The following is a 25,457-nucleotide window of genomic DNA, read 5'->3' as shown; positions in this document are numbered from 1 at the left end:
CATTGCCCGTCATGAGGCGGTATGGCCGGCGCCGACGTGCTATCGTTGCGCTCCGCTCCACCGCAGCAACGGAACCGTTCCATGAAATTCGTCCACCAGCGCGAACACCTCAACGAAGACGACATCGTGGTCATCGAGTGCTCGCAGCAATGCAATATCCGCCTGATGAACGACGCCAATTTCCGCAGTTTCAAGAATGGCGGGCGGCATAGCTACCATGGCGGCGCCTTCGACCGCTTCCCGGCGAAGATCAAGGTGCCCAGCACCGGGTTCTGGAACATCACCATCGATACCGTGACCCGGCGCCCGATCAGCGTGACGCGCAAGCCGAACTTCAAGTGGTCGATCAAGTTCGTGCGCCGTTCCGGTTCGCAGTTCACCTGAGGGCGCGCGTCCCATGAGTGCGAAAATGGACGAGCAGGCGCTTCTGGCGTTGCTCCGCGAGCTGGCCATCGACAGCCAGCGGGTCGAGCATCCCGCGATCGCCTCCATCGAGGAATATTACGCGCAGGGCATCGAATTGCCCGACCAGGGCATCAAGAACCTGTTCCTGCGCAACCGCAAGGGTACTCGCCACTACCTGGTGCTGCTCGACGAGCGCAAGGAGGCCGACCTGCCGGGCATCGCCGAACAGATCGGCGAAAGCCGCCTGTCGTTCGCCTCGGTCGAGCGCCTGCGCGAATACCTCGGCGTCGAACTGGGCTGCGTGACGCCTTTCGCGCTGGTCAACGATCCGCAGCACAGGGTCGAGGTGTTGCTCGACGATGCCATCCGCCAGGACCGGTTGCTCGGTTTCCACCCGTTGGTGAATACCGCCACCGAGTGCATCCGCTACGCAGACCTGCTGGCTTTCCTCGCCCACACGGGGCATGAACCGCGCCTGATCCGGGCGTAGGTCGCAGCTTCGCGCCTGCTGGCACCAGGCCAGGTCATGCCGGCGCCGGTTTCACTCGAAGAAGTTGTGCCAGCAGTCGCTCAACGGGCCGACCTCGAAGGTCTTGCACCAGGGTTGGGCTTCCAGCCACAGGCGGGCGCTTTCCCGGTCCGCCTCGTCCAGGCTGCCGACCCGCGCCAGGCACAGGTAGCCGCTGATCTCCGCCTGTTCCGGCGAGCCGCCACCGCCGAACACCCAGCCCTGGGCCTCGACGAAGTCGATCAGATGGTCCAGCGCATCGTCGTGGGAGAGGGCGTTGCGGTCGTAGGTCAGTTCGAAGCTGAAGCCGAACTCCTGGAACTCGCCCAGGCGCAGTTTCTTGCGCAGGCGGCGCTTGCGCGGCTTTTCCATCTGCTCGGGAGTGAGGAATTTCATCGTCGCCTTCCTGGTCAGTCATCGTAGCCAAGGTTCGGCGCCAGCCAGCGCTCGCTGACGCTGGCTTCCTGGCCCTTGCGCTGGCTGTAGCGTTCCACCTGGTCCTTGTCGATCTTGCCGACCGCGAAGTACTGCGCCTGCGGGTGGGCGAAATACCAACCGCTGACCGCCGCGGCCGGGAACATCGCGTAGTGCTCGGTCAGGCTGACGCCGGACAGGCCCTGCGGATCGAGCAGTTCGAACAGAGTGCCTTTCTCGGTATGGTCGGGGCAGGCCGGGTAGCCCGGTGCCGGGCGGATGCCGACGTATTGCTCCTTGATCAAGGCCTCGTTGTCGAGGTGTTCGTCGCGGGCGTAGCCCCAGTACTCCTTGCGCACCCGCTCGTGCAGCCACTCGGCGCAGGCTTCGGCGAGGCGGTCGGCGAGCGCCTTGACCATGATGCTGTTGTAGTCGTCGCCCTTGGCTTCGTACGCCTTGGCCACTTCCTCGGCGCCGATCCCGGCGGTGGTGATGAAGCCGCCGATGTAGTCGCGCACGCCGCTTTCCTTCGGCGCGACGAAATCGGCCAGCGACAGGTTCGGCTTGCCGTCCGGCTTGATCGTCTGCTGCCGCAGGTGGTGCAGGGTGGCGAGGGTCTCGCCATCGGCGCCGTAGACCTCCAGGTCGTCGTGCTCGACCTGGTTGGCCGGCCAGAAGCCGAACACCGCGCGGGCCTTGATCAGCTTCTCGTCGATCAGCTTCTTCAGCATCGCCTGGGCGTCGTTGAACAACGAGGTGGCGGCCTCGCCGACCACCTCGTCGGTGAGGATGCGCGGGTACTTGCCGGCCAGGTCCCAGGAAATGAAGAACGGCGTCCAGTCGATGTACTCGGCGAGCACCGCGAGGTCGATCTCGTCGAGCACCCTGACGCCGGTGAAGGAAGGCGTCGGCGCCTGGTAGCCGGCCCAGTCGAACGCCGGCTTGTTGGCGATCGCCTGTTCGTAGCTCAGCCGCTCGGTGCGGGCGCTGCGGTTGGCCGTGCGTTCGCGGACCACCGCGTAGTCGGCGCGGGTGCGGGCCACGTAGTCGGCCTTCAGCTCCTTGGACAGCAGGCTGGTGGCCACGCCTACCGCGCGCGAGGCGTCGGTGACGTAGACCACCGCGTCGTTGCTGTACTGCGGATCGATCTTCACCGCGGTATGCGCCTTCGAGGTAGTGGCGCCGCCGATCATCAGCGGCAACTGGAAATTCTGCCGCTGCATTTCCTTGGCGACGTGGACCATCTCGTCCAGCGACGGCGTGATCAGGCCAGACAGGCCGATGATGTCGCATTTCTCGGCGATGGCGGTCTGCAGGATCTTCTCCGCCGGCACCATCACGCCGAGGTCGACCACGTCATAGCCGTTGCAGCCGAGCACCACGCCGACGATGTTCTTGCCGATGTCGTGCACGTCGCCCTTCACCGTGGCCATCAGGATCTTGCCCTTGGCTTCCGGCTTGTCGCCTTTCTCCGCCTCGATGAAGGGAATCAGGTGGGCCACCGCCTGCTTCATCACTCGCGCGGACTTGACCACCTGCGGGAGGAACATCTTGCCGGCGCCGAACAGGTCGCCGACCACGTTCATCCCGGACATCAGCGGACCTTCGATGACCTCGATGGGACGCGCACACTGCTGGCGGCATTCCTCGGTGTCCTCGACGATCCAGGTGGTGATGCCCTTGACCAGCGCATGCTCGAGGCGCTTCTCGACACTGTAGCTGCGCCATTCCTCGTCCTCGGCCTCCTTGACCGCGCCGCCGCCCTTGTAGTCGTCGGCGATCGCCAGCAGGGCCTCGGTGGCCTCGGGCGTGCGGTTGAGCACCACGTCCTCGACCCGGTCGCGCAGCGCTTTCGGAATCTCGTCGTAGATTTCCAGCTGGCCGGCGTTGACGATGCCCATGGTCAGGCCGTTGCGGATCGCGTAGTAGAGGAACACCGAGTGGATCGCCTCGCGTACCGGGTTGTTGCCGCGGAACGAGAAGGACACGTTGGACACCCCGCCCGAGCTCAGGGCGTAGGGCAGGTGGTCGCGGATGTAGGCGCAGGCGTTGATGAAATCGACCGCGTAGTTGTTGTGTTCCTCGATGCCGGTGGCGATGGCGAAGATGTTCGCATCGAAGATGATGTCTTCCGGTGGGAAGCCGACTTCGTCGACCAGGATGTCGTAGGAGCGCTTGCAGATTTCTTCCTTGCGCGCCTGGGTGTCGGCCTGGCCGTCCTCGTCGAAGGCCATCACCACCACCGCGGCGCCGTAGCGCTTGCACAGGCGGGCATGGTGCTTGAAGGCCTCGACGCCTTCCTTCATCGAGATCGAGTTGACGATGCCCTTGCCCTGGATGCACTTCAGGCCGGCCTCGATCACTTCCCACTTGGAGGAGTCGATCATGATCGGCACGCGCGAGATGTCGGGCTCGGAGGCGATCAGGTTGAGAAAGGTGACCATGGCCGCCTTCGAGTCCAGCATGCCTTCGTCCATGTTGATGTCGATCACCTGGGCGCCGGCTTCCACCTGCTGCTGGGCGACCTCGAGAGCTTCCGCGTAGTTTTCCTCGCGGATCAGCCGGGCGAACTTGGCCGAACCGGTGATGTTGGTGCGCTCGCCGACGTTGACGAACAGCGAGCTGCGGTCGATGGTGAACGGCTCCAGGCCGGACAGGCGACAGGCCCGGGGAATCTCCGGGATGGCCCGCGGCGGGTACTTGGCCACTGCCTTGGCGATCGCCTCGATGTGCGCCGGGGTGGTGCCGCAGCAGCCGCCGACGATATTGAGGAAGCCGGCGGCGGCGAATTCCTCGACCACCACGGCCATTTCCGCCGGCGATTCGTCGTATTCGCCGAAGGCGTTCGGCAGGCCGGCGTTGGGGTGGGCCGAGACATGAGTGTCGGCCTTGGTCGACAGTTCCTCGATGTACGGCCGCAATTCCTTGGCGCCGAGGGCGCAGTTCAGGCCTACCGAGATCGGCCGGGCATGCCGCACCGAGTTCCAGAAGGCCTCGGTGGTCTGGCCCGACAGGGTGCGGCCGGAGGCGTCGGTGATGGTTCCGGAGATCATGATCGGCAGCTCCACGCCGAGTTCCTCGAACACGCCCTGGACGGCGAAGATCGCCGCCTTGGCGTTGAGGGTGTCGAAGATGGTCTCGATCAGGATCAGGTCGGCGCCGCCTTCGATCAAGCCGCGGGTCGCCTCGACGTAGTTCTCCACCAGTTCGTCGAAGGTGACGTTGCGGTAGCCGGGGTTGTTCACGTCCGGGGAAATCGAGCAGGTGCGGCTGGTCGGGCCGAGCACGCCGGCGACGAAGCGCGGCTTGTCCGGGGTCTCGGCGGTCTTCGCGTCCGCCACCTGGCGAGCCAGGCGCGCCCCTTCGACGTTGAGTTCGTAGGCCAGCGACTGCATGCCGTAGTCGGCCTGGGACACCTGGGTGGCGTTGAAGGTATTGGTCTCGAGGATGTCGGCGCCGGCGTCGAGGTAGGCCTTCTCGATGGCCTGGATCACGTCCGGGCGGCTCAGCAGCAAGAGGTCGTTGTTGCCTTTCACGTCGCTCGGCCAGTCGGCGAAGCGCTCGCCGCGGTAGTCGGCCTCTTCCAGCTTGTAGCTCTGGATCATGGTGCCCATGCCGCCATCGAGGATCAGGATACGTTCCCTGAGGGCGTGCTGGAGGGCTTGCAGGCGGGCGCTGCGATCGGTGAGCGGGCTGGACATGGATGGACCTGGCGTCAGTGGGCGGAAAGGTGAAAAGCATAACAAAGGCAGGGGCTTTCCGACCGGGGGTGGCTGGACCATGAATTTCATTCAAGTTGAAAGATGTTCATTCGCGGGCCGGAAAAATCCCTGGCGCCGTTTTGTCGCAGTATACGGGCGGAATGCGGAGGTCGGAGTGCGCAGGCAGGCGGCGAAGGGACGGGCGAGTGGAGTCGGGATGCTCGTGGGGAATCGTGCTGCGAATGAGTCTGGCTCATTCGCAGCACGGCCTGAATCAACTGGCCCTGGGCAGGCTGCAACTGGCCAGGGAGTAGACGTAGTAGTTGAGGCGGTCGCGGTCGGTGCGATTCCACACCTGGCCGACCGACTTCAGGCCCTGGCTCTGGCCGACCGCGCCGGCGATGCTGCCGCACCAGCACATCGGGTACTTCTGCCGATACAGCGGACCGCTGATGACCACCGCGACGTGCCCGTAGGTGCGGCCCTTCAGGCCGGCGATCACCAGGAAGCCCTGGGCCGCCTTCTGCGCGGCCTCGGCGCCGGAGGCGAGCTTGGTCCAGCTCTGCTCCAGGCCGTCGACCATGGCGTTGGCGTTGCCGCGGGGCATCGGTACGCCCAGCTCGGCGGCCACCGACTGGACGAAGCCGGAACAGTTGTCCTTGTTCGGGGTGCCGGCCAGGTAGCTCTTGTCCCAGCTGTTCTTGCAGGCGTTGACGATGCATTGATCGAGACTGTCCATGTATCACCTATGCGTGTCGATAAGGGGCGCTCCGGCCCGGATCATTTCTTTGCGGTCTGGCAGAACGGCGCGAGGGAACGCGTCACGATCTTCGCGCAGCTGTCGACGGATTCGCCCGAGCATTTCTCTCCCAGGCGCAGCCCGTCCTTGTCCACCGCCCAGCGCTGGCCGGAGATGTCCTCGCGGTGCACCACCTTGCAGGTGGCGCTGTCGTAGGACACCAGCTCGGCGCTGGAGCCGCTGAATTCATGCATCAGCACGCGCCGGCCGTCCTGGCTCAGGAACACGCCGCCGCGCGACCAGATGCCGCCGTCCTCTATGCGGCAATCGTTGCCGCTGTCGCGGTCGGCCAGGTAGACCGGCGGTTCGGGAAAGGCATCGGGGTTGTCGTCGTTGGGATCCTCGTTGCTGAACATCACGCGGACGTGCTCGTCCTCGCCGCCGAACATGTTCGGCGAGCCGAACTGGGGCACGATTTCCAGCTGGGTGAAAGTACAGTCCGCCGCCTGGGCCGAAAGGCTCAGGAAGAGAGCGGCGAAGCTGCCGGCGAGCAGTTTCATGGGGCGGGTTCTCCGTTGGGCCGCCAGGGCGGCGAAAGGATGGACCAGGCCGCGCCGGGCGCGAACGGAAGCGCCGCCTGACGACAGCAGGCGGAAAGCGGCGAAGAGGGGACGTGGGGCGCACGCGAACCGGCGCGGATGGGGCGCGGCGAGTCGAAACATATCCCTGTTTCCTCGAAGTCATCGTCCTTGATCGCCAGGGCGGGCCTGGGAGCCCGGCTAGCATACGTGGCGGCCGAAGCCGGTGGAATGCTGGCGAAATGGCGGCTCATATCCGGGGCGCGTTCGCCCGCCGTTGTGAAAGTGCGGCGCAGAGAGGCGGGTTTGCTAGAATCGCCCGTCGCCGAGTGAGGAGTGGTTCATGTTGCCAAGACCGTTGGTTGGGTTGGCCTTCGTTTTGTCGTCTTTTATCCAGTCTGTTTCCGCTGCTGAAATTTCCTATAGCCGTGACGTCCAGCCGATCTTTACCGCCAAGTGCGTCGCCTGCCACGCCTGCTACGATTCGCCCTGCCAGCTCAACCTGAGCAGCGCCGAGGGCGCGCAGCGCGGCGCCAACCAACTGCCGGTCTACGACGGCACGCGGACCAAGGCGCAGGAAACCACCCGCCTGTACCTCGATGCGCACGGTGCCGACGCCTGGCGGCGCAAGGACTTCTGGTCGGTGCTCGAATCGCAGGACGGCCAGGCCGCACTGATGGCGCGGATGCTCGAGCTTGGCCACAGCCAGCCGTTGCAGCCGAATGCGAAGATCCCCGAAGGCCTGGACATTTCGATCAACCGCGCCAACCAGTGCCCGACGCCGGCCAGCATCGATGCGTTCATCCGCAAGAACCCAGGTTCCGGCATGCCTTTCGCGGTGGCCGGGCTGAGCGACGACGAATACGCCACCTTGCAGAAGTGGCTGGCCGCGGGCGCCCCGGTCGACCAGCAGCCGTTGCGGCCGACCGCCGCCGAGGCGCGCCAGGTGGCCAGCTGGGAGCGTTTCCTCAACCAGCCTGGGGCCAAGCAGAGCCTGGTCTCGCGCTGGCTCTACGAGCACCTGTTCCTGGCGCACCTGTATTTCCCGGAGCAGGGCGCGCCCGGCCACTTCTTCCAGCTGGTGCGTTCGCGCACGCCCAGCGGCCAGCCGATCGACCCGATCCCGACCCGGCGTCCCAACGACGATCCGGGCAACAGCTTCTATTACCGCCTCTGGCCGATTCAGGGCGTGATCGTACACAAGACGCACATCACCTATCCGCTGACGGCGAAGAAGCTGGAACGCGTCCAGGAGCTGTTCTTCGGCACCCAGTGGAACACCGACAAGGTTCCCGGCTACGGCGTGCAGAGCCGCGCCAACCCGTTCGCCACCTTTGCCGCGATCCCGCCACGGGCGCGCTACCAGTTCATGCTGGACAACGCCGAATACTTCACCCGTACCTTCATCCGCGGGCCGGTGTGCCGTGGACAGATCGCTACCGACGTGATCCGCGACAACTTCTGGGTGGTATTCCAGGACCCCGAGCAGGACCTGTTCGTCACCGACGCCAACTTCCGCGCGCAGAGCGAGCCGCTGCTGGCCTTGCCGGGGCAGATCGACGAGCTGAAGAACCTGCTCGGCCTGTGGAGCGCCTACCGGGACAAGCGCAACGAGTACGAAGACCTGCGCCAGGACGTCTACGCCGACGCGCCGCCGCCGACCTGGAACACGCTCTGGCACGGCAACGACAACGCCCTGCTGAGCATCTTCCGCCAGTTCGACAGCGCCTCGGTGCGCAAGGGCCTGCTTGGCGAGGTACCGCAGACCCTGTGGCTGATGGACTACCCGCTGTTCGAGCGAACCTACTACGGGCTGGTGGTGAACTTCGATGTCTTCGGCAACGTCTCGCACCAGGCGCAGACGCGCCTGTACTTCGACCTGATCCGCAACGGCGCCGAGCAGAACTTCCTCCGCTTGATGCCGATCGACGCGCGCCAGCCGTTGCTCGACGACTGGTACCAGAACAGCGGCAAGCTGAAGATGTGGATGGACTACCAGGCCTTCGACGATGACACGCCGAGCGCGCTGGGATTGCCGGAGAAGCAGCCGAAGAAGGCCTTCGCCGAAGAACTGCTGCGTCGCTACGGCGACCTCAATGCGCGCCCCGACCCGATCAACCGCTGCCTGGACGGCAACTGCTATCGACCGGGCATCGACCGCGAACTGCAGGACGCCGAGCAGGCCTTCAGTCGCCTGGTGAGCCGGCCGGCGGCCGGCCTCAAGGTCATCGAGCGCTTCCCCGAGGCGACCATGCTGCGGATACGTACGTCCAGCGGCAAGCGCGAGGTCTATACCGTGCTGCGCAACCGCGCGCACAGCAATGTCGCCTTCATGCTCGGCGAGTCGCTGCGCTACCAGCCGGGCCTGGACACCCTGACGATCTACCCGGGCGTGCTGTCCAGCTACCCGAACTTCATGTTCGATCTGCCGGCGACGGATGCCGAGGCCTTCGTCGGCGCCCTGGAGGCGGCGAAGAGCGGCGAGGACTTCGACAAGGTGGTCGAACGCTGGGGCGTGCGCCGCAGCAATCCGCAGTTCTGGAGCTACTTCCACGATCTCGAGGCGTACATCCGCGAAACCGAGCCGGTCGAGGCGGGCGCACTGGACATGAACCGCTACGAGAACCTCTGAGTCTCGCGACCCGCTCCACAAGGGGCGGGTCGGTTATCGCGAATTATTCCTACTAATTTACTAGGGCTTTATCCGCAAGTACCGATTGGCGTAAACTGTCGGCATATTTGCGAGGAGTTGCCATGAGCGCCATCACCATTACCGAAGCTGCCCAAGCGTATCTGGCCGAGTTGCTGGAGAAGCAGAGCACCCCGGGTATCGGCATTCGTATCTTCATCACCCAGCCGGGTACCCAGTACGCGGAAACCTGCATCGCCTACTGCAAGCCGGGCGAGGAAAAGGTCGAGGACACCGCCATCGCCCTGAAGGACTTCACTGCCTGGATCGATGCGGTCAGCGAGCCCTTCCTCGAAGATGCGGTGGTGGACTACGCCACCGACCGCATGGGCGGCCAGTTGACCATCAAGGCGCCGAACGCCAAGGTGCCGATGGTCAACGAGGACAGCCCGATCACCGAACGCATCAACTACTACCTGCAGACCGAGATCAATCCCGGGCTGGCCAGCCACGGCGGACAGGTGAGCCTGGTCGACGTGGTCGAGGACAACATCGCCGTGTTGCGTTTCGGCGGCGGTTGCCAGGGCTGCGGGATGGTCGACATGACCCTCAAGGATGGCGTCGAGAAGACCCTGATCGAGCGTATTCCCGAACTGAAGGGCGTGCGTGACGTGACCGACCACAGCAACAAGGAGAACGCCTACTACTGAGGCGTTTCCGTAAAGCAGAAGAGGCGACCGCAAGGTCGCCTTTTTCGTTGCCGGCGTTTCAGCGCGACAGCGTCCGCGTTCGTCGTACCGGCCAGAGCAGTGCCAGCGCCACCAGCAGCGCCGGCCAGACCAGCAGGTTCACCGCGTTCCAGCCAAGGCTGGTGATCAGGGCGCCGGAGCCGAACGACATCAGCGCCGCCACCAGGCTGTTGCCTTGCTCCATCAATCCTTGCGCGGCGCCGCGCTCGCTTTCGGCGTGGCCCTCGCCGAGCAGGGTGGTGCCGGCGATGAGCATCAGGTTCCAGCCGCTGCCCAGGGCCAGCGAACTGAGCAGGAAATGCGTGACCGACTGCCCGTCCAGGGCGATGCCGGCACTTGCGGCGAGCAGGAACGCGCCGAGCAGGGCGACGCGACGGTTGCCGATGCGGTCGACCAGCGGTCCGGCGAAGAACGCCGGAAGGAACATTCCCAGCACGTGCCATTGGATGACCCGACTCGACTGTTCCAGCGGCAGGCCGCAGAAGCTCATGGCCAGCGGCGTGGCGTTCATGATCAGGATCATCAACCCGTGTCCGGCCGCGGTGCAGGCGATGGCCGCGCGGACCACCGGCCGCCGCAACAGGCCGCCTATGTCGCGCCAGGCGAGTCGTGCCGGGCGTGGCGCCTGGCCTTCGCGGAGCAGGGCCATCAGCAGCAGGCCGGCGAGGGCCAGCACGGCGATCAGCAGATAGGCGCCGACGAAGGGCTGGGCCAGCGCGTTGCGTGACCACAGCGCCAGGCTCGGCGCCAGCAGCGCGGCGAGTACTCCGCCGGCGAGCACGTAGGCGCTGGCGCGGCCTTTCCGCCCGGCATCCACCGCCTCCAGCGCGGCGAACCGGTAGTACATGGCCGAGGCCTGGTAGACCCCGATGCCCAGCGCGCCGAGACAGAACCAGAGGAAATCGCCAGTCCAGACACCGGCGGCGCAGACCAGGCCGCCGAGCACGCCGCCGCCGGCGCCGAGCATCAGCCCGGGACGTCGGCCGTGGCGCTGCATGAAGTGCGACAACGGCTGCACCGCCAGCAGGTTGCCCAGCACCAGCAGGGCCAGGGGCAGGGTGGCCAGGCTGTTCAACGGCGCCAGCTGGACGCCGACCAGGGCGGTCAGGGTTATGCCGATCAGCGAGCAGGACCAGTACAGGGCCTGGCCGCAGAACAGCAGGAGCAGGGTCGGGTTGCGTAGCAGCATGGCGTCACTCCGGACAACCGCCGGGCCTGACGACGCGTCGGCTGGAGGCGGGGTGACGGGCTAGCGCATCCCGCGGACGCCTTGGCCGGGCCAGCAGTTCGCCGCCGCAGTTCGGGCACTGGCCGCCCAGGCGGACCGTCGCGCAGTCGCGGCAGAAGGTGCACTCGAAGGTGCAGATCAGCGCGTCGCCGCTGTCGCCGGGCAGGTCGCGGTCGCAGCACTCGCAGTTGGGGCGCAGTTCCAGCATGGGAAGGTCCTCGGTGGGAGCGTCAGGCCAGCATGCCGAAGCGTTCGGCGTATTCCTGGGGGCTGACCGAAAGATGCTTGTGGAACGTCCGCCGGAGGTTTTCCGGATGGCCGAAGCCGCACAGCCGGGACACCGTGGCGATCGACGCCTGGGCGTCCTGCAGCAGGGCGCGCGCGGCCTCCAGGCGAACCCGCTCGACGTAGCGACCGGGCGCCACGCCCAGTTCCTGGAGAAATACCCGGGACAGCGTACGCGGGCTCATGCAGGCCTGGTCGGCGAGGGCTTCCAGGGACAGGTCGCCGGCGAGGTTGGCGGGAATCCACTCCAGCAGCGCGGCCAGGCGCGGGGTGCGGCTCGGTTCCGGGGTCAGCCAGGCGCTGAACTGGGCCTGGCCGCCAGGACGCTTGAGGAACATCACCAGGCGTCGCGCGACGCTGAGCGCCAGGCTGCGGCCGAGGTCGGCCTCGACCAGCGCCAGGGCCAGGTCGATTCCCGCCGTGACGCCGGCCGAGGTGAAGATGTGGGCGTCGCCGTCGCGGCACCGCGGGTCGTAGGTGTGCAGGCGGTCGCCTTGCACATGGATGCCGGGAAACCCCTGGCGCAGCGTCGCCACGTCGGCCCAGTGGGTGGTCGCCGGGCGCCCGTCGAGAACCCCGGCGGCGGCCAGGATCAGCGCTCCCGAACACACCGAGCCGAGCCGCCGTATGCACGGTTCGGCGGCTTTCAGCCAGGCGAGCAGGTCGGCGTTGCGGGTCTGCGCCTCGACACCGAGGCCGCCGGGCACCAACAGGGTGTCCAGGCTTTCCGGCGGACAGTCGCGCCAGGCGAGGTCGGCGCAGATGCGGATGCCCGCGGAACTGGGCACCGCTTCGCTACGCTCGCCGAGCACCTGTATCCGGTAGAAAGGCGGCAGGCCCTGGCGCTGGCGTTCGACGTTGGCCGAGGCGAATACCTGCAGCGGTCCGGTCACGTCCAGGCTCATCACGTCGGGATAGATCAGGCAGGCAATCAGGCGCGGTTCGGGCATGGCACAACCTCATGGCGATGGCGGCAGTCTGGCGTCCTTCGGGCCTGGCCGCAATGCCAGTCGGCCCACGGATCTTGCCATTCGCTCGCCCGGGGCGTCCCGCTGCGCCGATGGTTGGTATCGCCTCGGCACGCCGCATGCCCTATTGTCTGGTAACGGGTGATGGCTTTTTGACTCATCGCTGCAGAGGCGCCAGGGTATTGTCGTCCAGGCCTGTTTCAGCGTTCGGTCCGAGGTAGGGGAGTCAGCATGCTTGCACGCGACAGCCTGGTACAGGCTGGTCTGCCGGATAATCCGTATGCGCGCCAGTTGCGCAACGGCTTTCGTTGGTTGCGGTTCGAAAAGGAGCTGGAAAACGAGTTTCGCGAGTTTCTCAGCTGGAACTCGCTGATGCAGCGGCGCGCTGCCATCGGGGTGGCGTTCCTGATCTGGGCGCTGTTCATCGTGGCCGACTGGATGATGGTGGACATCCGCCTGCACCCCAGCCTGTTCGAGCAACTGCTGGGCGTGCGCCTGGGAATGATCGGCCTACTGCTGGTGGTCTGGCCGGCGGCCTTCCTGCCCAGCCTGCGCAAGGTCGGCGATGCCATCGCGCCCTACTGCCTGCTGCTGATCAACCTGGCGGTGCTGGCCTGCGACGTGCTGTTCGAGTGGCATGGGGTGCCGCGCTTCACCCAACTGGGCGCGACCCTGGGTATCCTCGCGGTGTTCTTCCCGCTCGGCCTGGCGTTCTGGGCCTGCGTGCGCCTGGCGTTGCTGTGCCTGGCCCTGAACCTGGCGGTATTCCTGCTTTTCGGCGGCGAAGAGAACCTGCGTACCAACCTGCTGAATACGCTCTACAACGGCCTGGTGGTGCTGATCTGTTCGTTCGCCCTGTACCTGCAGGACTACGCCCAGCGCGAGCAGTTCCTCGGCCGGCGGCTGCTGGGCATGATGGCCGAACAGGACAGCCTCACCGGCCTGGTCAACCGACGCTACTACGAGCTGCTCGCCCAGCGGGCCCTGGAGCAGGGCGCCCGCGAAGAAAAGGGAGTGGCGCTGATCCTGGTGGATGTCGACGACTTCAAGGCCTACAACGACCACTACGGGCATCCGGCCGGCGATGCCGCCCTGCGCCAGCTTGGCGTCGTGCTCCGGCAGGGCGCGCGGCGGCCGCTGGATATCGCCGCGCGCCTGGGCGGGGAGGAGTTCGCCGTGTTGCTCTACGACAGCGAGGAGGGCAACACCCTGGCCATCGCCGAGCGCCTGCGGCAGGCGGTGGAGGCGCTGGGCATCGAGCACCTGGGCTCCAGCGCCGGCCCCTGCCTGACCATCAGCCTGGGGGTGGCCTATTCGACCTCCGGCATGGGCCTGGACGCGCTCTATCGCGAGGCCGACCGCGCGCTCTACGAGGCCAAGGATGCAGGGCGCAACGCGGTGCGCGTGGCGTTCCGGCAGCACGACCGCCTCGAATAAAGGAAACGAAAAAAGGCGCCCGTGGGCGCCTTTCGTCGTATGGAACGGCTCAGCCTTGGCTGGGCATACTCCAGTCCTGCAGGTTGTAGCCGTTGTGGCTGAGTTCTTCGCGTGCCTGTTGCAGCAGGCCGGCAAGCTGCTCCGGATCGGAGTAGGCGGAGCTCGGAATGCGTGCACGGCCCAGCAGGCGGGTGCCAGTGCGATCGACTACGGACAGGCTCAGGCCGCCGTCACTGCCTAGCTCGGACCAGGCAACGCACTGGTATGGCTGGAAGGCGCGCCCGGTGATCAGCAAAGCCTCGTTGAAACGGAGCGTAGCGTTCATGGGAGTCGGTCTCTCTCGTTCATGTCTGTGTGGAACATGGGTGGCGCTTCCCGGCTCCACCGTGTTCGGTCACGCTAACTGATGCTTTCGAAAGCGAAAAAGTCACGGCGTGGCGCGTTTGTGCAACAGGTTGTCGCTTTTTCGAAGGGTTTTAGCGTGCCGAAGCGGCTAGGCGCGGTGTTTTGTCGCAGAACTCCAGGAGGGCGGCCAGGCCGCCTTGCGCTCGCCGCCCGCGCCTGCACAGCCTAGAATGGCGGCCCACCTGTGGCAGCGGACCGCTTCGCATGGATATCGACCTCGCCCGTACCTTCCTGGAGATCGCCCGCAGCGGTAGCTTCGTCGCTGCCGCGGAACGCCTGCACCTGACCCAGACCGCCGTCACCGCGCGCATCCAGAACCTCGAAGGGCAACTCGGCTGCCGGCTGTTCGTGCGCAACCGCGCGGGCGCGCGCCTGACCGCCGACGGCGAGCACTTCCTCGGCTACGCCAGCCAACTGGTGCAGACCTGGGATGCGGCGCGACGCGACCTGCCGCTGCCGGACGGCTTCCGCAACCTGCTCAACCTCGGTGGCGAGGTCAGCCTGTGCAATCCGCTGCTGCTGAACTGGATGCGGCGCCTGCGCGAGGCGATTCCCGGCCACGCCGTGCGGGTCGAGATCGGCCAGGGTGCCGACCTGCTCAAGCAACTGGAGCAGGGCGTGCTGGACGCCGCGCTGGTCTACCAGCCGGAATACTGGCCGGGGCTGCAGGTCGAGCAGTTGCTGGAGGAAAAGCTGGTGATGGTGCGTTCCGTGCTATCCGCGGAGCCTTATCTGTATGTCGACTGGGGCCCGGATTTCCGCAGCCAGCACGATGCCGCGCTGCCGGACCGGGCCAAGGCCGCGCTAGCCTGCAACCTCGGTCCGCTGGCCCTGCAGTACATCATGCAGAACGGCGGCAGCGGTTATTTCCGTACCCGGGTGGTGAGCAGCTACCTGGATGGCGGCACCCTGCAACGGGTCGAGCAGGCGCCGGAGTTCGCCTACCCGACCTACCTGGTGTACTCCCGCGAGCGCCTGTCGCCGACCCTGCGCCATGCGTTCCAGTTGCTGCGCGAAGTGGTCCGCGAGGACAGCGACTGGTCGCAGCGCTGGGACTACGTGATCTGATCGGCCTGGCCCAGGTGCTGCAGCCAGTTGCGGTAGAGCGCGGCGATCAGGTCGGTCTGGCTGACGATGCCGACCAGGTAGCCGGCCTCGTTGAGCACCGGCAGGCAGTGCAGGCCTTCGTCGGATAGCAGCGAGACCAGTTCGACGGCGTGGGTGTCGGCCTGTACGCAGACCACCGGGGTGGTCATGATCGTCTTCAGCTTGGTCCCGCGCAGGAAGCGCAGGCGCTTGAACGGGCTGCCGTCGGGGCGGAAGTGCTTGAGCAGGTCGCTCTGGGTGACGATGCCGGCCAGCCGCCGATGCTCGTCGAGCACCGGCAGGGCCTTCAGACGGTGTTCCTGCAACTGCTTCCAGGCGTCGTCGATGAAGGTCTCGGTGCTGGCGGTCTGCACGTCGCGGGACATGATCCGTGCCGCGGTCAGCTCGCCCATGCGCCGGCGCAAGGCGTAACGCTCTGTATGGTGGATCAGTCGCTCGAGATCGTCGCGGGTGATGTCGACGTATTCGCCGAAGTCCTGCAGCGCCTGGTCCAGGTCCCGGGCGGAGAAGTCCGTACGCGCGCTCGGCGCCAGGTCGCGGGTGCCATGGAGATTGGCCCGCGGCGACTGGTAGGGGCGCGGGTAGGGAGAGCGCATCAGGTTGTTGTAGAGCAGCGCGCAGCCGATCAGCACCAGGGTGGAGAGCAGGATCGGCCAGACCACGTCGATGCCGAGTTCGCTCAGGGACGGGTTGAGGGCCACGCTCAGGGCCAGCGCGCAGCTCGGCGGATGCAGGCAGCGCAGGGCGAACATCAGCAGCATGCCGAGGGCCATGCCGACCAGGGCCGGGGCCAGATCGTGTCCGAACCAATAGGCGCTGAGGCCGCCGGCCAGGGCGGCGACCAGGTTGCCGCCGAGCATCGACCAGGGTTGCGCCAGGGGGCTGGAGGCGAGGGCGAACAGTAGTACGGCGGATGCGCCGAGCGGCGCTGCCAGGCGCAGCGCCAGTTCGCTGCCGAACAACGCCTGGCAGGCGAATACCGCGGCGAGCGCGCCGATGCAGGCACCGAGTCCGGCGCGCAGGCAGTCGCGCGGTCGAGCGTTCAGGGTCAGGGGGCGGAAGCCTTTCAGCCAGGTGCGTACGGCGGTGCTGGGGGAGTCGTTCATGGAACTCTTCGAAGCGAAAGAAAGGGGCCGTTGCCGGCCCCGTAAGGCACTTTCGTGCTGGAGGCATCCATCCCTGGATGATGGAGTCGGTTCAGGCGAGGAACGGCGGGCCGGCGGCCTCGCGGGATTCCTCGAGGGGGCGGACCACCTGCCGGCAGATCTTGCCGGTATCCCGGGCGACCCGGCGGGCGGCCTCGGGATCGTCGGCGAATGGCAGCAGGGCGGCCTGTTCGCGTTCCTCGCGGGTACTGCCGGCGAGCCTGAGGGCGAGGCCGAGCGCCAGGGTGGAGAGGCACAGCAGGGACAACAGCATGTTCAGGCCCCCTGGCCGGCCGCCAGGACCGGCTGCCGCTGGTCCTGCGCGCTGCGCAGGGTCCGCCAGGTGTTGTAGGCCATCAGCAGCATGCCGCTGGCGAAGGTGGCGCCGCCGAGCAGGCGCACCACGTAGCCCGGATGGCTGGCCACCAGCGCCTCGACGAACGAGTAGGTGAGCGTGCCGTCCTCGTTGACCGCCCGCCACATCAGGCCCTGGGTGATGCCGTTGACCCACATCGAGGCGATGTACAGCACGGTGCCGATGGTGGCCAGCCAGAAGTGCGCGTTGATCAGGCCGACGCTGTGCATCCGCTCGCGGCCCCAGAGTTTCGGGATCATGTGGTAGAGCGTGCCGATGGAGATCATCGCCACCCAGCCGAGGGCGCCGGCGTGGACATGGCCGATGGTCCAGTCGGTGTAGTGGGACAGCGAGTTGACCGTCTTGATCGCCATCATCGGGCCTTCGAAGGTGGACATGCCGTAGAACGCCAGGGACACCACCAGGAAGCGCAGGATCGGGTCGTCGCGCAACTTATGCCAGGCTCCGGAGAGGGTCATCATGCCGTTGATCATGCCGCCCCAGCTCGGTGCCAGGAGGATCAGCGACATCACCATGCCCAGCGACTGCGCCCAGTCCGGCAGCGCGGTGTAGTGCAGGTGGTGCGGACCGGCCCAGATGTAGATCGAGATGATCGCCCAGAAATGCACGATGGACAGGCGATAGGAGTAGATCGGTCGCCCGGCCTGCTTGGGCACGAAGTAGTACATCATGCCGAGGAAGCCGACCGAGAGGATGAAGCCGACCACGCTGTGCCCGTACCACCACTGGATCATCGCGTCGGTGGCGCCGGAATAGGCCGAGTAGGACTTGCCCAGGCTCACCGGCAGCAATGCGTGGTTCACCATATGGACCATCGCGGTGACGATGATGAAGGCGCCGTAGAACCAGTTGCCGACGTAGATGTGCTTCACCTTGCGACGGGCGATGGTGCCGAAGAACAGGTAGGCATAGACCACCCAGACGATCGCCATCCACAGCGCCAGCGGCCATTCCATCTCGGCGTATTCCTTGGAGGTGGTATAGCCCAGCGGGTAGCTGACGATCATCCCCACGATCGCCGCCTGCCAGCCCCAGAACACGAAGCGCGCCAGGGCATCGGAGATCAGCCGCACGCCGCTGGTGCGCTGCACCACGTAGAAGGAGGTGGCGAACAACGCGCTGCCGCCGAAGGCGAAGATCACCAGGCTGGTGTGGATCGGGCGGATGCGGCCGAAGCTGGTCCAGGGCAGGTCGAGGTTGAGCGCCGGCCAGACCAGTTGGACGGCGATGAACACCCCCAGGCCCATGCCGAGGATGCCCCAGACCAGGGTCATCAAGGTGAACTGGCGGACGACGTCGTAGTTGTAGCCGTCCGGATCTTTTCTGCTATCCGTATCGTTCATGGTCGCTGGCACGCCGGGCCCCGGGGCCCGGCCGGCTGGCGAGCAGGCGCGACCCTCGGGTCCTCGTTGGGTTATCGGTATTTTTCTGGGTATCCCGTTGCCGGGTCGATGGAGTGCGGAGGTCGGATCTTCGTCTGGAAGGCTCGGAACAGACGGCTCATGGCACTGGTGGCCATTCTAGGAGGGGAGCCTTATTCGTCTCCAACGAATAATGTTGCTATTACAGTGCAAAATTATTGAATTGAAACGGAGGAGGACTTCCGGGGCAGGGCGCACAACCGCTTCGTGGGATGTGCGCCAGGGCGGCTATCCGCCCTCCGCGATGGCGCTGCCGGCGATGGCAGGCTCAGCCAGTCTTTTTCTTCTTCGGCAGCAGGCGCTTGACCAGCAGCACCACCGCCAGGACCACCGCGCCGGCGACGATGCCGAACAGGAAGTTCAGCAGGGTCGGGGTGATCGCCGCCAGCAGCGGGCCCAGCGTGGCGATGCCGGCGACGCTCTGCGCGGCCTGTTCGATGGCGTGGTGGACCACCGGGATACCGTGGGTGAGGATGCCGCCGCCGACCATGAACATCGCCGCCATGCCGACCACCGACAGGCCTTTCATCAGGTATGGCGCGGTGCGCAGGATGGCGCCGCCGAGCCCTTGGGCAAAGCCGCTGTCGCGCCTGGACAGGTAGAGGCCGGCGTCGTCCAGCTTGACGATGCCGGCGACCAGGCCGTAGACGCCGATGGTCATCACCAGGGCGATGCCGACCAGCACCAGTACCTGGGTGGTGAAGCTGGACTCGGCGACGGTACCCAGGGTGATGGCGATGATTTCCGCGGAGAGGATGAAGTCGGTACGGATCGCGCCGCCGATCTTCTGCTTTTCCAGGGCGGCCACGTCGACATTGGCCGCCAGCGCTGCCTCGTCGGCGTGCTCGTCGTCATGGGGCAGGTATTTGTGGGCGATCTTCTCGAAGCCTTCGAAGCACAGGTAGGCGCCACCGAGCATCAGCAGCGGGATCACCGCCCAGGGCGCGAAGGCGCTGATCAACAGCGCGGCGGGGACGAGGATCGCCTTGTTCCGCAGCGAGCCCTTGGCTACCGCCCAGACCACCGGCAGTTCGCGGTCGGCGTTGACCCCGGTGACCTGCTGGGCGTTGAGGGCCAGGTCGTCGCCGAGGACACCGGCGGTCTTCTTCGCGGCGACCTTGGTCATCAGCGAGACGTCGTCGAGCACCGCGGCAATATCGTCGAGGAGGGTGAGGAGGCTGGCTCCGGCCATCTTGGGTTTCCTTACTGGGTGGTGGGCACCGCCATCTTGGCGGGGTGTGTATTTGACACCGGATCGCGGCGGCGGAACAGTGCCTCGCGTTGGAGCGCGGGAGCCGCCGCACAGTTCATTGCGCAGGCGTTCGAGCGAGGTTTGCCAGGGCCAGGCGGGCGATGGCCAGCTCGGCTTCGGTCTCCTCGCGGCTGCCGTCCTCGTCGAACCAGGCCGCCGAGAGTCCGGTCCAGGCCAGGATCCATTGCAGCAGGCGGCGGCGCTGCAGGCCGCTGGCGGCGATTACGATCTCCAGCTGGCGCTCGAAACGGCCGGGCGCCTGGGCGGTCTTCGCGTCGGGATTGGTGAACAGGTTGGCGTAGTCGTAGCCGCGCTCGCCGTAGAGCCGCTTGGGGTCGATGACTTGCCAGCCGCGCTCGCCGAAGTCGAGCACATTGCCGTGGTGGATGTCGCCATGCAGCGGGCGCTGTTCGCGAGCGGTCTCCAGCAGGTAGCGGGCGGCATTCGCGCAGTCGACGTAGAGCCCGCCGTAGCGGCGCTCGGCGGCATACAGCGAGTCGAACCAGCGCTCCAGCGGGGTCAGCTCCGGCAACGGACCCGGGCGCGGGGCATGGATGCGTTCGATGGCCTGGCAGAGGATACGCGTAGCCTCGTCGTCGTCGCCGCGCCTGACCATCTCCAGCAGCGAGCGCCCGCCGGTGGCACGCTCCATCAGCAGCGCCTGGTGGTCGTAGGCCAGCACCCTGGCCGCGCCCTGGCCGTCCCACCAGTTGAGCAGTACGTGGCCGAAACGCTCTTCTTCGGCACTGGATATCTTCAGCATCGCCGCTGCGCCGCGATGGCGCACCGGCAGCAGGCGGCTGCTGTGGGTGGCGAAGGGCTCGCCGTCGGGTTGCAACGCCCAGCGCTCGAGGTAGGGCGAGAAATCGAGGGATTCGTTCACGGTCGGTCTCAGGCGCCCAGGCGCTGCTGGATGAAGTCGAGGAAGCACTGGATGCGCAGCGCCAGTTGCGAGTTGCGATAGTAGACGGCGTGGATCGGTTGCCGGTATTCGCTCATCTGTTCGGCGAACAGCGGCACCAGGCGCCCATCCTGGATATCGCGGTCGGTCATGAAGCTGGCCAGGCAGGCGATGCCCTGGTGGCTCAGGGCCAGTTGGCGGAGCGTCTCGCCGCTGGAGGCAGAGATATCCGGCTGGATCTCCAGGCGATCGCCGTCGGCGTGCACCACCGGCCAGCGGTTGAGATGCTCGGGCTGGGTGAAGCCGAGCAGGGTGTGCCCTCGCAGCCCCTCGATGCTCGCCGGCGTGCCGTGGCGGGCCAGGTACTCCGGGCTGGCGAGGATGTGCAGGCGGCTGGCGCCCAGCGGCCGCGCGTGCAGGGTGGAGTCGCTGAGCGCACCGATGCGGATCGCCACGTCGGTGCGTTGCTCCAACAGGTCGATGATCAGGTCGTTGGTGTTGAGTTCGAGCTGGATGTCCGGGTACAGCCGGCGGAACTCGCCGATGTGCGGCACCACCGCGTGCAGCATGAAGGGCGAGGCGGCGTTGATCCGCAGGCGCCCGGCGGGGCTCTGCCGGCGCAGGGCCAGGCGTTCCTCGAGCGCCTCCATCTGCTGCAGGATCTGCCGTGCCTGGTCGAGGAAGTAGCGGCCTTCCTCGGTCAGCTCCATGCGCCGGGTGGTGCGGTTGAGCAGGGTGGTGCCGAGCTTGTGCTCGAGGCGCGAGAGGGTCCGGCTGACGGCCGAGGCGGTCAGTCCCATCTGTTCCGCGGCGGCGCTGATGGAACCGCTGTCGACTACACTGACGAAGCTTTGCAGTTCATCGGAGTTGGCTTTCATTCGTGACTCCAGGGCAATCATTGCCGAAGCATAGCGATGTTTTCGGCAAGGACTGAAGAGGCACGCGTGCCCGCAGGAGGTTTTCATGCCCGGCCACCGCATTACCCTCACCGGAGAAAAGCAGACGCTCCTGATCACCCTCTACGCCAAGGCGCTGGATAGCCGCCTGGACGATTCCATCCTCCATGACCGTTTCGCCGAGGCGGCGGTGCGGCAGATCGACTTCGACTTCTCCAGGGTCGCCCTCGGCAAGGGCAACGAACGGGCCCTGGCCATGCGCTCGCATTACTTCGACCAGGCCTGCCGCGAGTTCCTCGACCACCATCCCGAGGGGCAGGTGCTCAACCTCGGTTGCGGCCTGGACAGCCGTATCTACAGGGTCGACCCGCCGGCCGAGCTGCCCTGGTTCGACCTCGACTATCCGGAAGTCATGGACCTGCGCGAGCGACTCTACCCGCCGCGCGCCGGCGCCTATCGGGCGCTGCGCCACTCGGTGGACGACGACGGCTGGCTGCAAGGGGTGCCGCGCGAGCGGCCCGCCCTGGTCCTGGCCGAGGGGCTGATGCCTTATCTGCGGGAGTCCCAGGTGCGACGCCTGGTGGAACGCCTGGTCGACCACCTGGGTAGCGGCGAGCTGCTGTTCGACGGCTACGGCCGCCTCGGCATCATGCTGCTGCGCCTGTATCCGCCGCTGCGCGAGACCGGGGCGCAGGTGCATTGGAGCATCGACGACCCGCGCGAACTCGAGCGGTGGCATCCGGCCCTGCGTTTCATCGAGGAGGTCACCGACTATGACCCGCAGGACGTCGCCAAGCTGCCGCAGTCGTCGCGGCTGATGCTGCCGATCTACAACGGCTTCGCCTTCCTGCGGCGGATGGGCCGGCTGATCCGCTACCGTTGGCCCAGGGTCTAGGCGCCGCAGGCGAGGCCGGGGTCAGGCGAGCACCGCCACCGACTTGATCTGCGCCCACAACAGCTGGCCGGGTCGTAGTTGCAACTGGTCCCGCGAGTAACGGGTGATCCGCGCCAGCAGCGGATTGCCGCCGGCATCCAGGCGCACCAGGACGTGGGCCGCGGTGTCGGTATCGACCAATTCCAGGACCCGTACCGGCAGGCGGTTGAGGATGCTGCTCTGGGCGTCGTCGCGCAGGTTCAGGCTGACGTCGCGCGCCTGTACCTTGAAGCGCAGGCGCTTGCCGGGGGCCAGCGGGGCGTGGGCGACGCGCATTTGCAGCGCGCTGCCGGGCAGGACCAGGGTCAGCAGGCCGTAGGCCGGGTCGTGGTCGCTGACCGTGCCCTCGATCACCACCCCGGCGTCGTCGTCCAGCGCCAGCGGCAGGTCGACTCGCGCCAGGGTTTCGCCGATCGGCCCGCTGGCGCGGACCTTGCCGTTCTCCAGCAGCACCAGGTGATCGGCCAGGCGCGCCACTTCGTCTGGCGAGTGGCTGACATAGAGCACCGGGATGTCCAGTTCCTCGTGCAGGCGCTCGAGATAGGGCAGGATCTCGCCCTTGCGCTTCAGGTCGAGGGATGCCAGAGGCTCGTCCATCAGCAGCAGGCGCGGGCTGGTGAGGAGGGCCCGGGCGATGCCGACGCGTTGCTGCTCGCCGCCGGAGAGGCGTTCCGGCATGCGTTCCAGCAGGTGCTCGATGCCCAGCAGGGCGCAGGCCTGTTCCAGCTCGACGCGGCGTTCGGCGGCGGCGATGCGCTTGAGACCGAAGGCCAGGTTGCGCCGCACCGTCAGGTGGCGGAACAGGTTGGCATCCTGGAACACGTAGCCCAGGGCACGCCGGTGGGGCGCGACGAAGAGGTTGCGGCGGCTGTCCTGCCAGGTCTCGCCGTTGATCGTCACCTCGCCCTCGGCGGCCTTTTCCAGGCCGGCGATACAGCGCAGGCAAGTGCTCTTGCCGGAGCCTGAATGGCCGAACAGAGCGGTCACGCCACGACCGGGAAGAGCCAGGTCGATGTCCAGTTCGAAGCCGGGGTAGGCGCGGCGGAAGCGCAGGCGCAGGCCGTCCATCTCAGGCCCAGCCCGGCCGGCGGCGCCGGCCCGAATAGAGGGCGAGGAGGACGACGAAGGAGAACGCCACCATGCCGCCGGCCAGCCAGTGGGCCTGGGCGTATTCCATGGCTTCGACGTGATCGAATATCTGCACCGAGACCACGCGGGTTTTCTCCGGGATGTTGCCGCCGATCATCAGCACCACGCCGAACTCGCCGACGGTATGGGCGAAGCCGAGGATCGCGGCGGTGACGAAACCCGGCCGGGCCAGCGGCAGGACCACGCTGAAGAAACGGTCGACGGGGCTCGCGCGCAGGGTCGCGGCAGCCTCCAGCGGTTTCTCGCCGATCGCCTCGAAGGCGTTCTGCAACGGTTGCACGACGAAGGGCAGCGAGTAGAACACCGAGCCGACCACCAGACCGGCGAAGGTGAAGGGCAGGGTGCCGAGACCGAGGCTCTGGGTGAGCTGGCCGATGAAACCGTTGGGACCCATGCTGACCAGCAGGTAGAAGCCGATCACCGTCGGCGGCAGCACCAGCGGCAGGGCCACCACCGCGCCGATCGGCCCCTTCAGCCAGGAGCGGGTGCGCGCCAGCCACCAGGCGATGGGCGTGCCGATCAGCAGCAGGAGGAGGGTGGTGAGCGAAGCCAGCTCGATGGTCAGCCAGATGGCCGCCAGGTCCGTACTGTCGAGTGGCAACGCCATGCAGGTCCCGCCTTAGAGTTCGTAGCCGTAGGACTTGATCAGCGCGACGGCCTTGGCGCCCTTCAGGTAGTCGACCAGGGCCTTGGCGGCGGCGTTGTCCTTGCCCTTGTTGAGGATGACCGCGTCCTGGCGGATCGGGTCGTGCAGCTCGGCGGGAACGATCCAGGCCGAGCCGGTTGCGACTTTACCATCCTTGTAGATCTGCGACAGGGCGACGAAGCCCAGTTCGGCGTTGCCGCTGGAAACGAACTGGTAGGCCTGGCTGATGTTCTGGCCTTCCACCAGCTTCGGCCCGAGCGTGGCGGCGAGGCCGAGCTTGTCCATCGCCTGGGTGGCGGCGAGGCCGTAGGGCGCGGTCTTCGGGTTGGCGATGGACAGGTGCCTGAAGCTGCCACTCTTCAGCACCTCACCCTTGGCGTCGACGTAGCCGGCCTTGGGCGACCAGAGTGCCAGGGTGCCGATGGCATAGGTGAAGCGCGAGCCGGGCACGATCTCGCCTTCCTGCTCCAGTTTCGCCGGAGTGCTGTCGTCGGCGGAGAGGAAAACCTGGAACGGAGCGCCGTTCTTGATCTGCGTATAGAACTGGCCGGTGGCGCCGTAGGCGGCAACCAGCCTGTGCCCGGTGTCTTTCTCGAATTCCTTGGCGATGGCCTGGATCGGCGCGGTGAAGTTGGCCGCGACGGCGACCTGCACCTCGTCGGCGCTGGCGGCCAGGGATACGGCGCTGGCGAGGAGGGCGAGCAATAGCTGGGGCAGGCGGGTGGTCATGGAGTGCTCCTGTGGGGGGCGAACGAAGTTGGCGGACGGGGCTGGCGCAAGCTTAGGGGTTCGCTATGGCTTTTGGAATATAGCGCTACGCGGAAATTGATCCGGCGCAAGTCGCTCAGCCGGCCAGCGCGCGGAAACGCCGACGCGGCGCGGCCTCGCCGGGGAGTGCCAGGCAGCCGGCGCAGACCAGGCGGACGATGTTTTCCGCCGCCTGCCGGTAGTCGCTTGCGTCCAGCCCGGCCTGGCCGGTGAGGCGCGCCAGTTGCCAACCGCCAAGGGCATAGGACTCGGTCATCGCCCACAGGTTGAGCAGCAGGTGGTACGGATCCAGCGGCGCCAGCAGGCCTTCGTCGATCCACTGGCGGATGCGCTCGGCGTTGCGTTCCGCCTGGGCGTCGAGGCGTTCCAGCAGCGGCGCCGGCATGCGCGGCGCGCCGCGCATGATCTCGCAGGAGAAGACTCTGGCCGCGTGCGGCCGCTCGGCGCCGATGCGCATCTTGTTGTCGACGTAGGCGCGTAGCGCCTCGGCGGGCGGCTGGTCGCCGGCGAATGGCCGGGAGGCTTCCAGCAGGGGCTCGACGATGCTGTCCAGCACCGCCTCGTAGAGTTGCGCCTTGGAGCGGTAGTAATAGAGCACGTTGGCCTTCGCCACGCCGGCGCGCTCGGCGACGTCGCTGAGCCGGGCGGCGCTGAAGCCGCAGTCGGCGAAGACTTCGCAGGCGGCGTCGAGGATCAGTTGCAGGTTGCGTTGGCGGATCTTCTTCATCGGGACCGATACGGGGCAGGTTTCGTTGTTAATATTTTTATATAACGAACGCCTTGTGCCTGGATAGTCGTCGTCAGGCCGGCGACGCT

General features: G+C 66.6%; 25 protein-coding genes. 7 read left to right on the top strand and 18 right to left on the bottom strand.

The annotated features are described in order from the left end of the window. The first annotated feature begins 21 nt into the window (after positions 1–21). Positions 22–384, top strand: coding sequence for a DUF1883 domain-containing protein (locus tag LJF27_RS17205; RefSeq protein WP_003122824.1), 363 nt, complete (start codon positions 22–24; stop codon positions 382–384). Between the two features lie 13 nt (positions 385–397). Continuing rightward, a complete protein-coding gene (locus LJF27_RS17200) occupies positions 398–895 on the top strand; it encodes a prolyl-tRNA synthetase associated domain-containing protein (RefSeq protein ID WP_016851746.1) in 498 nt (165 codons plus the stop codon). Between the two features lie 51 nt (positions 896–946). Here LJF27_RS17200 and LJF27_RS17195 read toward each other — a convergent pair whose 3' ends face one another. The 4 genes from LJF27_RS17195 to tsi1 form a co-directional block, all read right to left on the bottom strand. Then, complete coding sequence (locus LJF27_RS17195; RefSeq protein ID WP_003098191.1) at positions 947–1,309, bottom strand: YggL family protein; 363 nt, start codon at positions 1,307–1,309, stop codon at positions 947–949. Positions 1,310–1,323: 14 nt separating this feature from the next. Continuing rightward, entirely contained in the window at positions 1,324–5,028 is a 3,705-nt protein-coding gene (gene metH, locus LJF27_RS17190; RefSeq protein WP_003088025.1) for a methionine synthase, read from the bottom strand. A 274-nt stretch (positions 5,029–5,302) separates the two neighbouring features. Beyond that, on the bottom strand, positions 5,303–5,767 hold the full coding sequence (tse1, locus tag LJF27_RS17185) for a type VI secretion system effector peptidoglycanhydrolase Tse1 (RefSeq protein WP_003088027.1): 465 nt from the start codon (positions 5,765–5,767) through the stop codon (positions 5,303–5,305). 41 nt (positions 5,768–5,808) lie between these two features. After that, the gene (tsi1, locus tag LJF27_RS17180; protein WP_017002534.1) at positions 5,809–6,327 is read right to left on the bottom strand and encodes a type IV secretion system immunity protein Tsi1; all 519 of its coding nucleotides are present in this window, start codon (positions 6,325–6,327) and stop codon (positions 5,809–5,811) included. Positions 6,328–6,688: 361 nt separating this feature from the next. Here tsi1 and LJF27_RS17175 point away from each other — a divergent pair, with 361 nt between their 5' ends. Together LJF27_RS17175 and nfuA are read left to right on the top strand one after the other, a co-directional pair. Further along, positions 6,689–8,977, top strand: coding sequence for a fatty acid cis/trans isomerase (locus LJF27_RS17175; protein ID WP_023116619.1), 2,289 nt, complete (start codon positions 6,689–6,691; stop codon positions 8,975–8,977). Between the two features lie 122 nt (positions 8,978–9,099). Next, entirely contained in the window at positions 9,100–9,684 is a 585-nt protein-coding gene (nfuA, locus tag LJF27_RS17170) for a Fe-S biogenesis protein NfuA (protein ID WP_003088034.1), read from the top strand. Positions 9,685–9,742: 58 nt separating this feature from the next. Here the strand turns inward: nfuA and LJF27_RS17165 are convergent, their stop codons facing one another. From LJF27_RS17165 to LJF27_RS17155, 3 genes are read right to left on the bottom strand one after another with little or no spacing between them, the layout of a single operon-like run. Continuing rightward, a complete protein-coding gene (locus tag LJF27_RS17165; RefSeq protein ID WP_009876266.1) occupies positions 9,743–10,912 on the bottom strand; it encodes an MFS transporter in 1,170 nt (389 codons plus the stop codon). A 4-nt stretch (positions 10,913–10,916) separates the two neighbouring features. Continuing rightward, the gene (locus tag LJF27_RS17160) at positions 10,917–11,159 is read right to left on the bottom strand and encodes a DUF1272 domain-containing protein (RefSeq protein WP_003113606.1); all 243 of its coding nucleotides are present in this window, start codon (positions 11,157–11,159) and stop codon (positions 10,917–10,919) included. Positions 11,160–11,181: 22 nt separating this feature from the next. Beyond that, complete coding sequence (locus tag LJF27_RS17155) at positions 11,182–12,186, bottom strand: GlxA family transcriptional regulator (protein ID WP_023116618.1); 1,005 nt, start codon at positions 12,184–12,186, stop codon at positions 11,182–11,184. 249 nt (positions 12,187–12,435) lie between these two features. Between LJF27_RS17155 and LJF27_RS17150 the strand changes: the two genes are divergently transcribed. Further along, complete coding sequence (locus LJF27_RS17150) at positions 12,436–13,641, top strand: GGDEF domain-containing protein (protein ID WP_003098203.1); 1,206 nt, start codon at positions 12,436–12,438, stop codon at positions 13,639–13,641. Between the two features lie 49 nt (positions 13,642–13,690). Here the strand turns inward: LJF27_RS17150 and LJF27_RS17145 are convergent, their stop codons facing one another. Continuing rightward, complete coding sequence (locus tag LJF27_RS17145) at positions 13,691–13,966, bottom strand: hypothetical protein (protein ID WP_003098204.1); 276 nt, start codon at positions 13,964–13,966, stop codon at positions 13,691–13,693. 284 nt (positions 13,967–14,250) lie between these two features. Here LJF27_RS17145 and LJF27_RS17140 point away from each other — a divergent pair, with 284 nt between their 5' ends. Next, positions 14,251–15,114, top strand: coding sequence for a LysR family transcriptional regulator (locus LJF27_RS17140; protein ID WP_004343056.1), 864 nt, complete (start codon positions 14,251–14,253; stop codon positions 15,112–15,114). Here LJF27_RS17140 and LJF27_RS17135 read toward each other — a convergent pair. The 6 genes from LJF27_RS17135 to LJF27_RS17110 all read right to left on the bottom strand — a co-directional run bounded on the left by LJF27_RS17135 (position 15,102) and on the right by LJF27_RS17110 (position 21,126). Then, positions 15,102–16,259, bottom strand: coding sequence for an HPP family protein (locus LJF27_RS17135; protein WP_003113608.1), 1,158 nt, complete (start codon positions 16,257–16,259; stop codon positions 15,102–15,104). The two genes, LJF27_RS17140 and LJF27_RS17135, sit on opposite strands and share 13 nt — an antisense overlap. Before the next feature lie 91 nt (positions 16,260–16,350). After that, positions 16,351–16,572, bottom strand: a complete 222-nt coding sequence (locus LJF27_RS17130) for a hypothetical protein (RefSeq protein ID WP_003120225.1) — start codon at positions 16,570–16,572, stop codon at positions 16,351–16,353. A 2-nt stretch (positions 16,573–16,574) separates the two neighbouring features. After that, the gene (gene ccoN, locus LJF27_RS17125; RefSeq protein ID WP_004343060.1) at positions 16,575–18,017 is read right to left on the bottom strand and encodes a cytochrome-c oxidase, cbb3-type subunit I; all 1,443 of its coding nucleotides are present in this window, start codon (positions 18,015–18,017) and stop codon (positions 16,575–16,577) included. 346 nt (positions 18,018–18,363) lie between these two features. Further along, positions 18,364–19,287, bottom strand: coding sequence for a DUF808 domain-containing protein (locus LJF27_RS17120; RefSeq protein WP_003160078.1), 924 nt, complete (start codon positions 19,285–19,287; stop codon positions 18,364–18,366). A gap of 115 nt (positions 19,288–19,402) precedes the next feature. Beyond that, positions 19,403–20,230, bottom strand: a complete 828-nt coding sequence (locus LJF27_RS17115; protein ID WP_003098209.1) for an aminoglycoside phosphotransferase family protein — start codon at positions 20,228–20,230, stop codon at positions 19,403–19,405. 8 nt (positions 20,231–20,238) lie between these two features. Further along, positions 20,239–21,126 (bottom strand): LysR family transcriptional regulator, encoded by an 888-nt coding sequence (locus LJF27_RS17110; protein ID WP_003098210.1) that lies wholly within the window; start codon positions 21,124–21,126, stop codon positions 20,239–20,241. Between the two features lie 85 nt (positions 21,127–21,211). Here LJF27_RS17110 and LJF27_RS17105 point away from each other — a divergent pair, with 85 nt between their 5' ends. Then, positions 21,212–22,039, top strand: coding sequence for a class I SAM-dependent methyltransferase (locus LJF27_RS17105; protein ID WP_004343064.1), 828 nt, complete (start codon positions 21,212–21,214; stop codon positions 22,037–22,039). 21 nt (positions 22,040–22,060) lie between these two features. Here LJF27_RS17105 and modC read toward each other — a convergent pair whose 3' ends face one another. The 4 genes from modC to LJF27_RS17085 all read right to left on the bottom strand — a co-directional run bounded on the left by modC (position 22,061) and on the right by LJF27_RS17085 (position 25,368). Continuing rightward, positions 22,061–23,146, bottom strand: a complete 1,086-nt coding sequence (gene modC, locus LJF27_RS17100; RefSeq protein ID WP_003098212.1) for a molybdenum ABC transporter ATP-binding protein — start codon at positions 23,144–23,146, stop codon at positions 22,061–22,063. Between the two features lies 1 nt (position 23,147). Then, positions 23,148–23,834 (bottom strand): molybdate ABC transporter permease subunit, encoded by a 687-nt coding sequence (gene modB, locus LJF27_RS17095; RefSeq protein ID WP_003088068.1) that lies wholly within the window; start codon positions 23,832–23,834, stop codon positions 23,148–23,150. Positions 23,835–23,846: 12 nt separating this feature from the next. After that, complete coding sequence (modA, locus tag LJF27_RS17090; RefSeq protein WP_003098213.1) at positions 23,847–24,602, bottom strand: molybdate ABC transporter substrate-binding protein; 756 nt, start codon at positions 24,600–24,602, stop codon at positions 23,847–23,849. A 115-nt stretch (positions 24,603–24,717) separates the two neighbouring features. Then, complete coding sequence (locus tag LJF27_RS17085; RefSeq protein WP_003098214.1) at positions 24,718–25,368, bottom strand: TetR/AcrR family transcriptional regulator; 651 nt, start codon at positions 25,366–25,368, stop codon at positions 24,718–24,720. Positions 25,369–25,457: the final 89 nt, after the last annotated feature.

Source organism: Pseudomonas sp. 203-8, from assembly GCF_020708595.1.
Taxonomy (GTDB): Bacteria; Pseudomonadota; Gammaproteobacteria; order Pseudomonadales; family Pseudomonadaceae; genus Pseudomonas; species Pseudomonas aeruginosa.
The sequence above is the reverse complement of the archived record's forward strand: the minus strand, read 5'-3'. Positions and strand labels throughout refer to the sequence as shown.

Bases quoted from the DNA above. Each gene is read 5' to 3' on its own strand.
- LJF27_RS17205 (WP_003122824.1), top strand. From the start codon at position 22: ATGGCCGGCGCCGACGTGCTATCGTTGCGCTCCGCTCCACCGCAGCAA.
- LJF27_RS17200 (WP_016851746.1), top strand. From the start codon at position 398: ATGAGTGCGAAAATGGACGAGCAGGCGCTTCTGGCGTTGCTCCGCGAG.
- LJF27_RS17195 (WP_003098191.1), bottom strand. From the start codon at position 1,309: ATGAAATTCCTCACTCCCGAGCAGATGGAAAAGCCGCGCAAGCGCCGC.
- metH (WP_003088025.1), bottom strand. From the start codon at position 5,028: ATGTCCAGCCCGCTCACCGATCGCAGCGCCCGCCTGCAAGCCCTCCAG.
- tse1 (WP_003088027.1), bottom strand. From the start codon at position 5,767: ATGGACAGTCTCGATCAATGCATCGTCAACGCCTGCAAGAACAGCTGG.
- tsi1 (WP_017002534.1), bottom strand. From the start codon at position 6,327: ATGAAACTGCTCGCCGGCAGCTTCGCCGCTCTCTTCCTGAGCCTTTCG.
- LJF27_RS17175 (WP_023116619.1), top strand. From the start codon at position 6,689: ATGTTGCCAAGACCGTTGGTTGGGTTGGCCTTCGTTTTGTCGTCTTTT.
- nfuA (WP_003088034.1), top strand. From the start codon at position 9,100: ATGAGCGCCATCACCATTACCGAAGCTGCCCAAGCGTATCTGGCCGAG.
- LJF27_RS17165 (WP_009876266.1), bottom strand. From the start codon at position 10,912: ATGCTGCTACGCAACCCGACCCTGCTCCTGCTGTTCTGCGGCCAGGCC.
- LJF27_RS17160 (WP_003113606.1), bottom strand. From the start codon at position 11,159: ATGCTGGAACTGCGCCCCAACTGCGAGTGCTGCGACCGCGACCTGCCC.
- LJF27_RS17155 (WP_023116618.1), bottom strand. From the start codon at position 12,186: ATGCCCGAACCGCGCCTGATTGCCTGCCTGATCTATCCCGACGTGATG.
- LJF27_RS17150 (WP_003098203.1), top strand. From the start codon at position 12,436: ATGCTTGCACGCGACAGCCTGGTACAGGCTGGTCTGCCGGATAATCCG.
- LJF27_RS17145 (WP_003098204.1), bottom strand. From the start codon at position 13,966: ATGAACGCTACGCTCCGTTTCAACGAGGCTTTGCTGATCACCGGGCGC.
- LJF27_RS17140 (WP_004343056.1), top strand. From the start codon at position 14,251: ATGGATATCGACCTCGCCCGTACCTTCCTGGAGATCGCCCGCAGCGGT.
- LJF27_RS17135 (WP_003113608.1), bottom strand. From the start codon at position 16,259: ATGAACGACTCCCCCAGCACCGCCGTACGCACCTGGCTGAAAGGCTTC.
- LJF27_RS17130 (WP_003120225.1), bottom strand. From the start codon at position 16,572: ATGCTGTTGTCCCTGCTGTGCCTCTCCACCCTGGCGCTCGGCCTCGCC.
- ccoN (WP_004343060.1), bottom strand. From the start codon at position 18,017: ATGAACGATACGGATAGCAGAAAAGATCCGGACGGCTACAACTACGAC.
- LJF27_RS17120 (WP_003160078.1), bottom strand. From the start codon at position 19,287: ATGGCCGGAGCCAGCCTCCTCACCCTCCTCGACGATATTGCCGCGGTG.
- LJF27_RS17110 (WP_003098210.1), bottom strand. From the start codon at position 21,126: ATGAAAGCCAACTCCGATGAACTGCAAAGCTTCGTCAGTGTAGTCGAC.
- LJF27_RS17105 (WP_004343064.1), top strand. From the start codon at position 21,212: ATGCCCGGCCACCGCATTACCCTCACCGGAGAAAAGCAGACGCTCCTG.
- modC (WP_003098212.1), bottom strand. From the start codon at position 23,146: ATGGACGGCCTGCGCCTGCGCTTCCGCCGCGCCTACCCCGGCTTCGAA.
- modB (WP_003088068.1), bottom strand. From the start codon at position 23,834: ATGGCGTTGCCACTCGACAGTACGGACCTGGCGGCCATCTGGCTGACC.
- modA (WP_003098213.1), bottom strand. From the start codon at position 24,602: ATGACCACCCGCCTGCCCCAGCTATTGCTCGCCCTCCTCGCCAGCGCC.
- LJF27_RS17085 (WP_003098214.1), bottom strand. From the start codon at position 25,368: ATGAAGAAGATCCGCCAACGCAACCTGCAACTGATCCTCGACGCCGCC.